Source organism: Mesorhizobium sp. BHbdii, from assembly GCF_053848045.1.
Window position 1 is genome coordinate 272,969 of record NZ_JBSPKX010000003.1, and the last position, 14,552, is coordinate 287,520.

Genomic DNA, 14,552 nt, shown 5'->3' on the forward strand with positions numbered 1-14,552 from the left:
GATCGGGCAGTTACTTGCGACAGTAAATACGAAGGTGCAAGAGAATCGGAGTGCTTCAGTATCACATGCGAATTCTTTACTTCATCAACGGATTCGATCCCGGTGGCGCCGAGCATGGGCTACTCACCCTGCTGCAAGCAGGATTTTTCAGCGGCCACGAGCTGAAGATTCTCGCCTTTTGCCGTGGTCGCGGGGCTCTTGCCGATGAAATCGCCGCAAAGATCGGAGAGCACAATCTTATCCTGACGTCACAGAGTGAAGAGCCTTCCTTGCGCACCTTTGTGGGTACCTTCTTTGTAATGTTGCGCCTCATCCGGGAGTGGCGGCCGGATATGGTTGCGTTGTCGCTCAAGCAGGCCAATCTCATGGGACGGCTAGTTGCGATGTTTGCTCCTCGGCTGCACTGCGTTTCATTCGAACACACTACCCGCTACCGCTCCCGGCGCGCCGCAGGTATTTATGGCCCTGTGCTCAAGGCCCTGTCCTGGCGCGTTGACGAAATCTGGGCTGATTGCGAAAGTACGCTGCAAGAGACGCAAGCCTACTTCCTGCCGCGCAGGCGCCGCTCGCATATCGTGCCTTTGTTTTGCGCCTATGAGGCTTCCAGCCACAAGCGCGATTACGCGCTTCACACACCCTTGCGCCTTGCTGCTGCCGGACGGCTTATCGCGCTAAAGAACTTTGACCGCCTGATCGAGGCCATCCGAATGCTCCAAGACCGCGGCGTTTCTGCAAGCCTCGATCTTTACGGCGATGGGCCGGAACGGCAGGCGCTTTCACGGAAGGCGGATGAGCTGGGCGTTGCAGATCGCGTGCATTTCCATGGCTATGTCGCGCGCTGGTCCGAGCTAGCCTGTGATCGTGACGTGTTCATCAACCTGTCCGATACGGAAGGGTTTTGCATCGTCGTCGCCGAGGCGATGCTTGCCGGCCTTCCGATTATCGCGACCGACGTCGGCGGAATCCGGGATTACGGCAAGCATGGAGAGAATATGCTGAAGCTTACTGTTTCCTCAGCGGAGATGGCGGTGACGCAAGTATTGGTGTTGGCGGGCGATGAAACGCTCTGCAGGAGGATTGGAATGCAGGCGCGACAGGATACGCTGCAGGCCTATTCGCAGGATGCTTTGCGTGCCCGCGCTACGGCGGTGCTGGGTGGCGGGATGTAAGGACCGGCAAACGACTGGCGACCAGGATAGCCGGGCCGATCTCGGCATCCCACCTGTCCGACATGGTTCTCAACCTGGCCCTTCTCCAAGTCCGATGCCAGCGTGCAGCCCACCGGCTGGAGGAAGCGACGATGTATCTCATCGCCGGTCCTTGCCGACGAAGACCATCTCTTGCGCTCTCGCGCGGATAGGCCCCGACGGAGTTTTTTTCGTCAAACCCCTCCGTGGGCTATCTGCTCAAGACAAAACGATGCCTGCTCCACAACTAGGCCTGGTAATACTGACTATAACGTTCACTGTAAAATTCGGCGCTGCCGAATTTTTGGTACCGCTTGATTCTTTTGATATCGACCTTGTTGAGCAGAACGCCGATGCATTTATCCGCCAGGGTCGGGTTGTTGTCGAGGATTTCGCGCACGAATGTACGAGCGGTCACACCCCATTCAATAACCAGAACAAGGCCGTCGAGGTGCTGGATAAAGGACCTCACGTCCGCGACTGGAGCCAACGGGGGCAAATCAACGACAACGTAATTGAACATAGGGCCCACCTTGAGCAGAAAGTCGCCCATTTTCTCGATAGGCTCCACGGTGTTTGCGACCTTTTGTTGGCTCTGGTTCACGCCGGGCAGGAACCTCAATGGCAATGACTGATGGGCCAGCACGTCTCTCGGATTGAGTTCTCCAGCCAACAAGTTGGATAGGCCTCGTTCCCAGCCGTTGGCTAACATAGGGGACAATCCAGGATTGTGGATATCAGCATCGATCAACAATGTCTTGCAACGCTGCATAGCAAGAACCATCGCTAAATTAGCAGCGACCAGAGACTTCCCTTCTCCCGGGAGGCAAGAAACGATGCCGAGCGCCTTGGTGCTCTTCCTTGGTAACTCGACGTCAACAGCGACTTTCACAGTTCGCATCGCTTCAGCGAATTCCGAGCGCGGATGTTGCTCTACCCAGTTGAAAGCGCTGTTCCCCACCTCGATGAATGACGGCTCTCCGGCCGCACGATCGTGCTTGTTTCGGCGAATTGGCTTCCCGTCCAGCAAAGGGATCATTCCGAGCGTCTGAAGTCCGAGCTCATCGCGCACTTGAGCCGTCGTGCGGAAAAAGCGCTCCCGGTACTCCCGAATTCCGCCCACACCGGCGCCAACCATGCCGCCGAGCACGACGCAGAACGCCAACGTAAGACTGCTGTTCGGAGAACTCGGTCTGCTGGGGTTTGGTGCCTCCGAGATTGTCCGCGCCTCCGTCAACGCCATCGAAAGGTTCTGCAGGCTCGCTTGGTACTGCTGCAGAACCTGTTCATATTGCGACTTGAGAGAGGACGCCTCAAGTTCGAGCTGGCGCAAGGTAACCAGCGTTTCCTTGGTCAGCGTATTGTCTGTTCGGAACCTGTGGATTGCGAGCTCGGCATCGACCGATCGCTTCCGCACCGTCTCGAGCTCTTCCGCCAGTGCGCCGCGAGCTCGGATAATCGACTCGTCTTTGGCTCCGACTTGGTCAGAGATATAGATTTCTGCATATTTACTGGCTATTTTTTGCGCCATTTCGGGGCTAGGCGACCGGAATTGGACTTCCAGAATGTAAGATTCACCTACACGAGCTACCGTTAGATTCTCAGCCAGAATGCCAAATGCCTGCCATCTAGGATCGGATCCTCGCGCGGCACTCGATTTCACCGGCGCTCCGCTTGCTTCGGAACTGCCGATGAATGGCCACCGAGCGAGCGATGCTGTGAGACTGTTGAGCAATGAATATGGCGCTGACAAGAAAGAGCGATCGGTAGCAAGACCGAGGCTGTCAACGACCTTTAGCCCGATGCGGTCGGAACGCAACAATTCGACCTGACTCAGCATCATCGGGTCAAGCTGTGCGGAGCTTCCGGTCTCTGTTAACTTCGTCACGACGGATGGCTGGTTCTTGTCGATCAGGATTCTGGCAGTCGACTCGTACAAGGGCACCTCGGCCCAAAGATACGCCAGCCCCAGCACAAGTCCTGCGAGCGCGCATGTAAGGACGAACCTCAACTGCCGTTGCGCTGCCGCCACGAGTGTTTCGAGATCAATCGTTCCCCACTGAGGATCGCCGAATGTGAAGGCAGAATCCGGGTGCTTTTCAACTTCGCGAAGCATAAGCCTTCAAACCCGTGGGATGAGACTGGCAGCGCATTGGTAGTGCCAAATACCATACCACATTATCTGACTACATGTCTGCAAATTCAGTATCGGCGCCCGCGGAGCACAGGCGCACCGCTCGGGGCGGCCCGCTATTCGCCAAAGGCGCAACTCCTAACCTCGATGCAACAAACGAAACCTAACGCGGCCCATGCTCCGACTGCCGCAATTCCGCTGCATGTCGTAAGCTCCAACTGAAGGAAGAAATTGAGTCGTGTTGCCAAATGGCAAAACATCTGAGCAAGAGATTCCGGGCTCCGGTTGAGCCTGTCCTGCGGGAAACAGGAATGGCTCGTCGATCACAGACGCGCACTAACGATCACCGCAAGTGTCCTGCGCGCATCTGGCGCCTCGCGGAAAGCCTCTCCGGTGCCCGAATAAGACAGGCTGCAGTCACATTTTGTTTCGTGGTGTGGGGTGTCATCTTGCTGATCGTCCTGCTCTAGCAGCCAGAGCCCATAAAGGCAGAGCGTGGCCCGCCTCACTTACTAAGTGGCTCGGCAGTTGCTCCCTTTCGGACTCATCGCGCGATGTGTGACTTCGGAGTCACCGATTCTTTGGAGACCGAGCGCCACACTAGCAGCATGACAGCAACAAAGTACCCAATCTGTATCAAGATCCCACAAATTAACGTCTGGACAAACGTGCCCCAGAGGGAGCCGGTGAGCAAAGATATACTGATGGCGAATGCCAACAGTACTATGACAAGGCCTCGCAAAAAAAGCAAAAAGGACATCGCCGTCCCACTCGCAGCCGCTGACGTGACGCGCTCCTTGGCTATCCAGGCCTCAGCGCGTTAACCATCATAACATATCGGAACGGGTCAGAGCGACCAATATATTAGCATGTGCGAATAAAGACGCCCAACCTGTGCCAGGACGCTTGCTTCCAGGCGACCAACTCCCGTTCGGCCATCCACAGCTTTTCGGCCGTCGACCACCGCCGCCGTTGCTCGCGGCCGTTCAGGATCTCAATCTTCGGAATGCTACCAGTCATAGACACGACATTACTCCTACCCCTTATCAAGATGGAGATCGTGTCCGGTTCATTCGGGCTATTTCATACGGATGGCTTTCCCCTCCGGGCCATACCTTGTTAGCGTGCGCAATGCACATCAAACCAGTCATGCCAGACAGGGTCAGGATCACCGGTGTGGCCAAGATCAAAGGCAAGCCACGTAAATGCAATTTCCTTCATTTGCCGCCACGGGCCATCAGTCTCATCACCGAATGGACCCGAGGAGCCGTAGGCAGAATGTTTCTTTGCAACATTCTCCGGTGCACGGCGACCCAGCATACGTCGAACACGACTTCGCAATGGTCTTAGATTTCGTGACCATTTGTTGGCCTGATCGGGGCTATAACTTAGCTGCCGAAAATCCTCCTGCGCAATCAGTTTGAAACGCGAATAGCCGAGATTGTGCATAAAGAACAGATCCTCCAAACGGCTCTTCTCAAACGAGACGAATTGAGGGAGATCGTTAGGGTCAAGTGCCTCCAAGCAGAAATGATCTGCAGTCTCGATATCAACCTTGAGGTAAAAGGGTGTTCCAAACTCGGCCAAGATGTCGTTCATCGGTCGGCAAGTGACCTGGATCTCATGAGAAGTGTTGTTGCACATCTCCGCATTTTGCCTATCGAACGAGTTGAACTCGGGATTGCTACTGATCCAAAATGAGGATTGTCCGTGACTTGGCCCAATCGCAGCCTCAACGACGTGAACTTGGCCCTTCTCGATCTCAGCAGCAAAACGATTTCGCTGTGCTTCCGCTTGCGCAGGGTCTGCCTCAATCGCCACCACACGATAGCCTTGGCTCACATAGAACGCCGTATCATCGCCATTATGCATACCGACGTCATAAACCAAATCGCGATCCACGTTGCCCTCCTAAGGAGATGACGTGCAAAGCAAGATATTAAGATAATAAGTTGGCCGCGCTCTGCCTAAATCACCCTTCCGAGGGAGAGTAGCATTAGGGTCTTCACGAAACTATCATTAGCATGACCCGCCCGCCTGATATCCGCTCAACCTCCGACCGCGAATACGGGATAGGTTGTTCATGACGTCGCGCAAATGGCGCAACTTCGCCTCGGCGGATGAAATTTAGGTTTGTCATCTGCGTCCCCAATTAGCAGCACGACAATCATAACAAAGAAAAATCTCCCCACATGAGCGAATTAACTGCAAAGCGGGAAGCGTTCGCGCTGGCCTGTGTCGAGTGCGGCAACAGGGCAAACCCTACCGGAGCGCTTTCGATGTAAGGGAGAACACCAAGCCAGAAACCATCTGGTCCGACACCTCTCGCCTCCTGGCCGACGCTAAGGTGTCCGCAAGGGTGGCAGAGCTCCAGGCGATGGCTCGCGACATGGCGCTTATCTCGGTCGGAACGCTGACCAAAGAGCTAGAAGAAGCTCGGTCAATGGCGATGACGGAAAAGTGATCGTATCGCGACCGGCACCGCGCGGATCACCCGCGACAGATGCCTGTCGTCGGCATCTTGCCCGGCTCGGATCACGATATCACCCAGGATGATATCAATGCTGGCGCTGGCCTGCCTCGGCTGAGACGGCTCTTCGACCAGCAGCGCCGCAAAGGCGGAGCCGCGGCCATGCTTTCGGGCAGCGTCACAGACCCATGCCGCAGCCGCTTGCGCCAGTCATAGACCTGCCAGCGCGTCACCCCGTACTTGCGCGCCACCTCCGCCACCCCGAGGTCATCGGCATCTTCCCAAATGATGACGCCATCGTCCGCCTGGTTGGCGCGATCTTGCTCGAACAGAACGACAATGGGCCGTGCAGCGCGCCAGATACATGACGCTGGAAACCATCAGCCAAATGAGCGATGATCCTCTCATCAGCCTACCAGCCGTGGCACGCTGATCAGCCCGGCCCCATGCCGGAGAGCGCGGCGATCAAGCCGTCAGCTACACCACTCCCTGGGACACGATCCAACTGGACGCCCATTTTGCCGTCTCTTGCCATGCACAAGACCTCGTCCATATCGGAGGCATCTTCGCATGGTCGGGTCAGGCCGAGCAGGTCGGAAAATCGAGGCCTAACGAGCGCTTACTCCCGTTCGGCGGCCAAGAGAGGTTTGCCACACGGACTGGCCATGCCATGCGATCTGGATTAGGCAGAGGCTGAGTCGAGTTGTGTGCGTCAAGTTGAGCAAAATGGGACGGCTTAGACGTTGGTGTGTCCGCCGCGCAGCTTCCGTGTTTAGCGGAGCGGCGGACATGGCGGCCGCGCGTCAGGCGGGCCAACGCCGCTCAGGCCACCAGAACGCGACTGCCATCAGGTAGCGCGCGACCGGCTGTTCGCTGGCCGGCGGTGTCGCTTCCGGCCGACGACACGCCGGTGACGTCAGCCATAGCGTTTGGGCTCCACGACTGCACCAGATCGACGACCAGGAGCGTCGCGAACGATAGCAAAACCATGATCGACGCGATCGCGGTGGCCGCCGGATAGTTGTATTCTTCCAGCCGGATGACGATCAGAGTGGCGCGATCTCGGAATATTGTCTGCCTTGTTGCCGTTGTTCCGAGCGTAAATTCGCCTCAAAGGAATGGCGTTGTGAGAAAGGTCTGCGTCGACGTCATGCTCAAGCATTGCGGGGTGAAAGCGAATGTTGAATAGATCGGTGCGCTGGATGCGGGCAGGCTGCTGCGCTGCGCTCGCATGCATGTTTTTGTTGTTTGCATACGCGATTCCGTCGAATGGCCTTGCCCGAGCAGAGGAGCACAATGTCGGCGAGTACCGTCTGCAGACTGGCGACGTGATCGGCTTCGCTGTAATAGGCTATCCCGAGATGCAAAAGCGAGCTGTGATCGACCAAAGCGGTGTGGTCCTGTTGCCGGTCCTAGGCCCCCTAAACGTGCTCGGGAAGACAATAGAGGATGTTCGCAAGGAGGTAATTGAGGTTTTAAAACCAAAATCCCTTCCGCAACGATCCGCCGACGGCACTGAGACTTGGACTGGGTTTTACCCGGATCAGATTGTAGTTGATATTGAGGAATACCGACCCGTCTATATTGACGGGGACATTGCCTCTCCTGGGACTCAGGCCTTCAGACCAGGCATGACTGTCCGACAAGCTGTGGCGGCTGGCGGCGGCTACCAGCTCGGTCGCGGTGAGCTTGAAAACCCTGAAATGACAGCAGCGGACCTTGGCGGCCGCCTCCACATTCTGCGCATCAAGTACCAGGAAAGCGAAATCAAGGCTGCTCGCATAGAGGCGCAGCTGAGCGGCGCTAGAGCGATTGAGGTTCCGGACGCAGCACATGACCCGAGCCTCGAACCTCGTCGCGACGAAGCTTTGCAGCAGGAGGGGAAGCATCTTGAAGCTGTCTATGCGGATCAGGAGAAGGAGCGCGCTTCGATTAAGTTGGCCGCAACCAAGGCGGCGGAACGAATGGGCTACCTGAAGGAGCAGCAGAAGGCGGATCAAGCGGGCGCAGCCGCAGATGCGGCGGAACTTGATCGCCTCAAGAAGCTCTTCGAAAAAGGTCTGATCCAGATCACGAGGGTCAACGATGCTCAACGCGCAGTGCTCTTGTCAGCGACCCGCGCTTTGCAAACCAACGCTGAGATCGCTCGACTTGAACGCGACCAAGGGGACTTGCAGCGCAGTCTAGATAAGCTTATCGACCAGGGTCGAATTGACCTGTTGGCTGACTTGCAGACTGAACGCGCGGCGATGACACAAATGCGCGCTGAGATGGATTCATTGACCAAACAAATCGCCTACGTGATGCAGATGCGCAGCGACCTTGTAGGCGAAGGGGACCGAATTACGATCGGTGTAACCCGCTCCACTGACGGACAGGCAGCGACGACCGAGGTGACTGAAGATACTCTGCTTGCTCCGGGTGACACCATCACAATTACGCTGGAGGTCCCACCAGGAGCGGTCGCGAACTAAACAATTAAATCTTGTATAGAGGCGGCGCGTAGTTGCACGTGTCCTATGGAAATGTGGTCCGGGCCAAAGATCGTTTTGGTGGCCGCTCAGGGTCCGGGCAATGACGTGACTGCCGCGTGCGCCGCCAAAGCCTGGGATCAAGCATCTAGCTTCAACAGCTCTGGCTCGGTACGCCTGAACAGGGACGCGCTCACCTCTCCAGATAAATCTTTCCATAAAGAGGCCGAGACTCGGCGTTTCGTATCCGTTTCACTCGAACCTTGATCCAGCGAGGAACCAGCCCCCGGCAGCAGACATCGATTGTGTGAGGCAGACGTGAAATGGCCGTGCGCGGCTCCAGGACAAAGAGCTTCTTCGACAGGTACCAGGCTGCGGAAGGCCGCCCTTGAATCAAAGCTCTCACGGCAAGCCCATTGATCGTGTCAAGCAGATGGGCGTTGAGATCGCTCCCAAATTGCGGATATTTCTCGCGAAACTCGGCTAGGACAATTTCATACGAACGAAACATCTGCATGACATCGCTCGACATGTTGCCGATCGTCCTCCGGTAACCCACTAGATGTTGGGGCACGACACGAAACTCGTAATTCTCCGCTATTCTGAGGCACATTAGAAGATCTTCGCAGCCTTGTGCGTTCCTCGCCCTCAGGGAAGGATCAAACTGTCCCGCCCGCTCGAATGCGGAGCGACGTACAAGCATCGAACTTCCGTTACCGACAAAGTTGTTTCTGCACATGCGTTGCAGCACGCGACCATCGGCATCGGGCTGTTTGAGTGAAAATATCCGACCGTCCTCGTCGATCTCCGCAAACCAGCAATATGCCAGGCCAGCTGACGAGCCTCCTTCCTGCAGGACGCGCAGTTGCAGTGCGATTTTGGACGGAGCCCAAAGATCATCCGCGTCCACGAACGCTAGAAACTCCGCATCGGTGGCAGCGGCGCCGCTGTTGCGCGCGTGCGCAACACCCGCGTTCGGCTGCCTGAAAAGGCGTATACGCCGATCTTGCTCGGCATAGGCGGCCACGATTGACGCGGACCGGTCCGTCGACCCATCATCCACTACGATAATGTCCAGCGCCTGGTGGCTCTGCTGGCAGATGCTGGTCAGCGTCGGGAGAATGGTTCTCTCGGCATTGAACATGGGCACTACGACGCCTATCACAGTGGCATTGTGCTGGCTCATTTGCCTTCGTCTTCTCTCACGACGTGGTAAAATGGCACATCAGGCCGGTAGTTCCATCAAATTTCACTACTTTAGCTTATGGAGGATTCAACCACGACGACCGAGCGGCAAGGCAGAGGCCCCGGCGAGTTCCACTCAGCACTCCTGGAAGCGATAAAGTGGCGGCCTCCGGACTTTAGCCCGACATTGAGGAACTCCGATTGTGTAGGTGACTGAGGAACCTCCCGAACTGCCCGTCGCGGCATTCCCGCTGCCCGAAGCCATGCAGCAGTCGCAGCCTCGCTCGGTGAAACAGGCGTCCACTATTCAACGACAACGCCCCGGCCGAGATCGCCGGCTGCCCACGCATGCACGCAATGCAGCCGTTCATTGTTCGACACCGCGATCCAGGACATACCCGTTATGGCGACATGGCACGGGATCTCCGGGGCCGCCGCCGATGCCAAGACGCAACGCCAAAATTACCTCCGGTCGCCGCGGGCACCCGCAACCGGAAACGAAGGCGGGCGTTGCTGTGACGAACAGGATATAAGCCTATCTGGCAGCAAGCTGGTTGAGGAAAGCCCCACCGTCATGAAGCCAATGAATGAAGAACACCTCGCAGTTCTACGCAGACACATGGTCGAGATGATTGCAATCCATACCGACCTTGCAAGCGAAGAACTCGGCAAGGCGGCGCTCGATGAACGGGTGATGGCAGCGATGCAGCGGGTGCCGCGCCATCTCTTCGTGCCAAGCTCGGTTGCGCCTTATGCCTACCAGGACATGCCACTGCCGATCGGCTTCGACAAAACCGTCTCGCAGCCGTTCATCGTCGCTCTCATGACCGATCTCCTTGCTCTCCAGCCGGACGAGGCGGTGCTCGAGATCGGCACCGGCCTGGGCTACCAAACCGCAATCCTCGCGGAACTCGCCGGGCACGTTTGGAGCGTCGAAATCATCGAGGAATTCGCAAGCCATGCCGAGACTCTCCTGCAGGGCCTCGGTCTATCCAATATCAGCATTCGTGTCGGTGACGGGTCTCGCGGCTGGCCCGAGCACGCCCCATTCGATAAGATCCTAGTCACCGTCGCGGCTGGGCGGGCGCCGCCGGCTTTGCTTGAGCAGCTCAAGCCGGGGGGCCGCCTGGTTCTGCCTGTGGGCCCTGAACAAGGGCAGTTGCTGACGCTCATCGACAAGGATTCGATAGGGCAACTGAAGACTCGCAAACTCATCCCGGTTCGGTTCAGCCGGCTCGAAACGGTCTAATGAGGGTGCGGTCATCTGGCCCACAGGGTCAGCAACTTCGCTATGGCCAGAGATGACGCAGGCCGCGGGAGGATTGTTTTTAACCGACTGTGCCCGCGACAGCGCCTCGCGTTTTCCGCCGCCCAAAACCAGTATGGGATTTCGCGTCTCACGGCTGCTTCGCGTCCGCTCGTTTGAGCATGGCAAATGCGCGATTGATCCGTTGCAGAGCTGTGGCGTTTGCCATCAGTGCGTAAAGCGCGAAACCGCCCGTGAGAAACCAAGGCGAAGCGACGCCCATGGCGATCGCCAATCCATCGGCGACTAACAGCACGCAAATGAACACCAGGCGTTCCATCCGTTCGAAGAAATCCGGCCACGCCTGGTTTTCTATGGGGATTTCGATCGCCGTCCGCGCCTTGGCGTAGCTGGTGAGGATTCCGCCGGCGAATGCGATCATTGCGATCGCCCACAGATCGGCGACCCAGCCTATTGCCGCAAACACGGCAAGTTCCTGATAACGGTCGGCCATGGCGTCGAAATAGCCACCGGCCTTGGTGCTCATATGTCTCCGACGGGCGACCGCACCGTCCAGCGCGTCGAAGGTGAAGGCCAACGCGAGGCAAAGGCCAAAGGCAAGGCTTGACTGGTGGTACACATAGGCGGCGCACGACAGGGCGACGAGCACCAGACCGCCGGCTGTAACCTGGTTCGGGGTCATGCCGATCCCGATCAGCGGAGAAGCGGCGTGCTCCCATAGCGGGTCGATACGACGTTTCATGAGACCGGCGATCATGATGACTTTGCTCCTCTGATGATGTCGTTCCGCGAAGCTTAACCGGCAAATTGTGGGTTCGTTCCAGCCCGTCGGCGCCGACCGAGGTCGTCAGCGCGGCGGAGACCGGATCAGGCCCGGCTCAACCAGCAGCGTTTCTTTGGCGAATGCGGCCAATGGATTAAGGTAGCCAGAGAACTGTCAAGCTGTCGGCGAAACAGAAAAACTCCGGTCGCTGCTATAACCGTCCGATGTTGTTCCGAAGTTTCTGCAATGCCCGTCGTGTCTGCCGCCGCACATCGACTGGCAGTCTAGCGGCAGTAACCCGAAAGATGTGACTATAATGCCTATTTACAATTCACGGGGAAGCCGTCCGAAACTCCATGCGTAAATTTCTGCCTAAGTTTGCGTGCCTACTCGCGACCTCTGCCGGCGCAGGATTCTCTCCGTTATGGCCGGGCACGGCCGGCGCGGGCGTCGGAGTGGCTCTTGCCGCGGTCCTGATACCTGCATCGCCTTGGCTGATCGTGCTCGCCTATATGGCCTTATTCGCTGTGGGAGTATGGGCGTCGTCGCATGTCGTCTCCCATACCGGGACGGAGGATCCGCAGATCGTCGTCATTGACGAGACCTTCGGCACCGCCGCAACACTTTCCATGCTGCCGCTCGACCCGGTCTGGTGGGCAGCAGGTTTCCTTGCCTTCCGGTTTTTCGATGTCGTCAAGCCTTGGCCCATCGGCGTCGTGCATGAGAAGGTAAGGGGTGGACTCGGCATCATGCTGGACGACGCGGCTGCGGCTGTCTTTGCGGGCGCGTTGCTGCTTTTGCTGAACGATTTGGTTCAACGTTTGCCGTAAGGGGGACATCTTAGTCTTCACATGCCACTGTCGAGCTTGTTGCGGCCCACCGGGAAAAACAGACCTCTCTCCACCAAAATTTGCCGGAGCAGCGCTAGACCGCAGCGTCGCGCGGCCGTGCCAAATCGTTCGTTCCCTCCGGATCCGGCGCTTGGCCATAGCTCATCTTCTTCATCTGCTCGATCACCCGCGCCATCTCCTCGTCGGAAAGGACGGGCGGCTCACCAAGTGTAAGCGCCTGGACATACATGCGCGAAAGGGTTTCGACCTCGTTCGCCAGCCACAACGCCGCTTCCATGGTCTTGCCGAGCGAAATTTGGCCGTGCTGGCCAAGCAGGCAGGCGAGGCGATCCTTGAGTGCAACCAAGGCATTGTCGGACAAGGCCTGCGTGCCAAAGGTTGCGTATTCCGCGCAGCGGATCGTCGTACCGCCAGCCACTCCTGTCATATAGTGGAAGCTCGGGATCGTCTTGTGATGGCAGGCCAGCGTCGTGGCGTAGAGCGAGTGGCAATGCAGCACGACGTTGATCTCCTGCCGCTCCCTCAAAATGTCACGGTGGAAGCGCCACTCCGAGGAGGGCCGTCGGCCGACATAGGTTCCGTCAAAGCCCATCTCGACGATGTCTTCGGGCCTCATCGTGTCGTAGGGCAGCGACGAGGGCGTGATCAGGAAACCGTCGCTGCAGCGCACCGACAGGTTGCCGGCATTGCCCTGGTTGATACCGCTGGAGTTCATCCGGCGGCAAACATCCACCATCTCGCGGCGCAGAGCGCTGTCATCGGTCATCGATTGTCCCTTTTGCTGGTCTTGCCCTGTTGCAAGTTGTTTCGCCTCGCCAGTTCGCGCCACCGCTGTGCATAGGCTGCGAGCGCGTTACGGTCGCCGGCAAAGGCGGTCGGCCGGCTGAGTGCGATGGGAGCCGGCGTGTCGCGAGTTTCATGTTCGCCAAGTAACGCCGCACCCGAAGCGGTGCCATAGGAGTCGAGGTTGTAGACCGTTTCGGCGTTTGGCCGCAGCGCGGCAACGAACGTGGCGTAGAGCGGATCCCTCAGGAAGGTGCCATCCAATGCAACCAACCCGTCTTCGTTGAGCGCATCGATACATTCGGTCGTCAGCAGCGCGGCATAGAGCACTGCGAGCGCCTTGCGCTCAGCAGGGGTTTCTGCAGGCGGCCCTTCAAACCGGCCGCGCCCAGCGCTGCCGGGAAACAGGCCGTCATCGTCGCCGAACGACGGCAATGCGAAGGTGCCGCGCTCAATCAACAAGCTGACCAGCGCAGCGTCGGCCGCAGTTTCTTCTTGCCCCTGTCCTGCCACATGACTGAACTCTCGTCCGCCCATGGTCAAAACGCCGCCGACCGGGCCTCCCGTCACGTCGCTGTTCAGCACCATTCCGCGGTTTTCATCGAGTTGGTCGAGAGGTGTCGCTGCGCACATTCCGACAATCCAGGTTCCGGTAGAGATCACGCAGGCGTCGCGCATGCCTGCCGCCTGGTAGCGGTAGAGGTTCAGGCTGCTGTCGTGGCCGCCAGTCAGGACAGACAGCTTTTCCGGTATGCCGTGCCGGCGCGCCAGATCGTGCCGGATTGGCCCCAACGTCCCCCAGGCCGGATGGAATGGTGGCATGAGGCGCGGCCACCCCTGCCCCGCGACAATGGGCGACCACCGCTTGCGCACATTGTTCCATAGATGCGATTGCGCCGAGAGGATCGTCGTTTCGGCCGATGGCACGCCTGACAGCCGCCAGGCCCAATATTGCGGCAAGCCCAGATACCAGCGAGCCTGAGCGACGCGCTCCGGATCAACCTGCTGCATCCAGTACAGCTGGCGCGCCTGGTGAGCGGCCTTTAGCATGATCGCGCTGCCGCGATCGAAGAAATCGCCCGAAAGCGGCGCGTAGCCATCGCGAATTGCGGGCGGCAGATCCTGCTCGTAGTCAATCATCGGCAGGGCGGACGTCTCGTCGGGATCTGCGTTCACCAGAACGCCCGCGGAGCCATGTCCGGTGCCGACCACCTTTTCCAGCGGATGATGACGGCACAAGCTGGCGAGCGAGCCGAACAGCCAGTCGCTAATGCCCTTGAGATCGTGCTGCCGCCAAGGTGGACCGGGCCGCACTTCGTTGTGGACAGAGAGGCTCTCCACGAGCACGCCGTCGAGCGTCATCGCGGAGAGCTTAATATTGGTCTTCCCGACATCGAAGACGGCGATCCTCGCGCCGTCCGCCTTCTGCCCGTCACCCATC

General features: G+C 58.2%; 11 protein-coding genes and 2 pseudogenes. 5 read left to right on the forward strand and 8 right to left on the reverse strand.

The genetic code is table 11. The annotated features are described in order from the left end of the window. Nucleotides 1-50 precede the first annotated feature (50 nt). Entirely contained in the window at nt 51-1,169 is a 1,119-nt protein-coding gene (locus tag ACWTU8_RS18215; RefSeq protein ID WP_455849268.1) for a glycosyltransferase, read from the forward strand. 265 nt (nt 1,170-1,434) lie between these two features. Here the strand turns inward: ACWTU8_RS18215 and ACWTU8_RS18220 are convergent, their stop codons facing one another. The 3 genes from ACWTU8_RS18220 to ACWTU8_RS18230 form a co-directional block, all read right to left on the reverse strand. Then, nucleotides 1,435-3,303: a Wzz/FepE/Etk N-terminal domain-containing protein gene (locus ACWTU8_RS18220; protein ID WP_455849269.1), complete on the reverse strand. Its 1,869-nt coding sequence runs from the start codon at nt 3,301-3,303 to the stop codon at nt 1,435-1,437. A gap of 562 nt (nt 3,304-3,865) precedes the next feature. Then, nucleotides 3,866-4,081 carry an exopolysaccharide production repressor protein gene (locus ACWTU8_RS18225; RefSeq protein ID WP_455849270.1) on the reverse strand — a complete coding sequence of 72 codons (216 nt, stop codon included), beginning with the start codon at nt 4,079-4,081 and terminating at the stop codon, nt 3,866-3,868. 359 nt (nt 4,082-4,440) lie between these two features. Continuing rightward, on the reverse strand, nt 4,441-5,223 hold the full coding sequence (locus tag ACWTU8_RS18230; protein ID WP_455849271.1) for an FkbM family methyltransferase: 783 nt from the start codon (nt 5,221-5,223) through the stop codon (nt 4,441-4,443). Nucleotides 5,224-6,045: 822 nt separating this feature from the next. Here ACWTU8_RS18230 and ACWTU8_RS18235 point away from each other — a divergent pair. Next, nucleotides 6,046-6,224, forward strand: a pseudogene (locus ACWTU8_RS18235) (transposase); the annotation flags it as partial. A gap of 483 nt (nt 6,225-6,707) precedes the next feature. On the opposite strand, the pseudogene ACWTU8_RS18240 reads toward ACWTU8_RS18235, so the two are convergent. Further along, a pseudogene (locus ACWTU8_RS18240) lies at nt 6,708-6,858 on the reverse strand (molybdate ABC transporter permease subunit); the annotation flags it as partial. A 111-nt stretch (nt 6,859-6,969) separates the two neighbouring features. Between ACWTU8_RS18240 and ACWTU8_RS18245 the strand changes: the two are divergent. Continuing rightward, nucleotides 6,970-8,265 (forward strand): polysaccharide biosynthesis/export family protein, encoded by a 1,296-nt coding sequence (locus tag ACWTU8_RS18245; RefSeq protein ID WP_455849272.1) that lies wholly within the window; start codon nt 6,970-6,972, stop codon nt 8,263-8,265. Between the two features lie 190 nt (nt 8,266-8,455). Here the strand turns inward: ACWTU8_RS18245 and ACWTU8_RS18250 are convergent, their stop codons facing one another. Beyond that, nucleotides 8,456-9,448 carry a glycosyltransferase family 2 protein gene (locus ACWTU8_RS18250; protein ID WP_455849273.1) on the reverse strand — a complete coding sequence of 331 codons (993 nt, stop codon included), beginning with the start codon at nt 9,446-9,448 and terminating at the stop codon, nt 8,456-8,458. A gap of 573 nt (nt 9,449-10,021) precedes the next feature. On the opposite strand from ACWTU8_RS18250, the gene ACWTU8_RS18255 reads away from it, so the two are divergent. Then, complete coding sequence (locus tag ACWTU8_RS18255; RefSeq protein WP_455849613.1) at nt 10,022-10,696, forward strand: protein-L-isoaspartate(D-aspartate) O-methyltransferase; 675 nt, start codon at nt 10,022-10,024, stop codon at nt 10,694-10,696. Between the two features lie 148 nt (nt 10,697-10,844). On the opposite strand, the gene ACWTU8_RS18260 is transcribed toward ACWTU8_RS18255, so the two are convergent. After that, on the reverse strand, nt 10,845-11,471 hold the full coding sequence (locus ACWTU8_RS18260) for a CDP-alcohol phosphatidyltransferase family protein (RefSeq protein ID WP_455849274.1): 627 nt from the start codon (nt 11,469-11,471) through the stop codon (nt 10,845-10,847). A 362-nt stretch (nt 11,472-11,833) separates the two neighbouring features. On the opposite strand from ACWTU8_RS18260, the gene ACWTU8_RS18265 reads away from it, so the two are divergent. Continuing rightward, on the forward strand, nt 11,834-12,307 hold the full coding sequence (locus tag ACWTU8_RS18265; RefSeq protein WP_455849275.1) for a phosphatidylglycerophosphatase A family protein: 474 nt from the start codon (nt 11,834-11,836) through the stop codon (nt 12,305-12,307). Nucleotides 12,308-12,401: 94 nt separating this feature from the next. Here the strand turns inward: ACWTU8_RS18265 and ACWTU8_RS18270 are convergent, their stop codons facing one another. Together ACWTU8_RS18270 and ACWTU8_RS18275 are read right to left on the reverse strand one after the other, a co-directional pair. Then, complete coding sequence (locus ACWTU8_RS18270; RefSeq protein WP_455849276.1) at nt 12,402-13,094, reverse strand: class II aldolase/adducin family protein; 693 nt, start codon at nt 13,092-13,094, stop codon at nt 12,402-12,404. Next, a complete protein-coding gene (locus ACWTU8_RS18275; protein WP_455849277.1) occupies nt 13,091-14,551 on the reverse strand; it encodes an FGGY family carbohydrate kinase in 1,461 nt (486 codons plus the stop codon). Before ACWTU8_RS18275 ends, ACWTU8_RS18270 begins: the two co-directional genes overlap by 4 nt. Nucleotide 14,552: the final 1 nt, after the last annotated feature.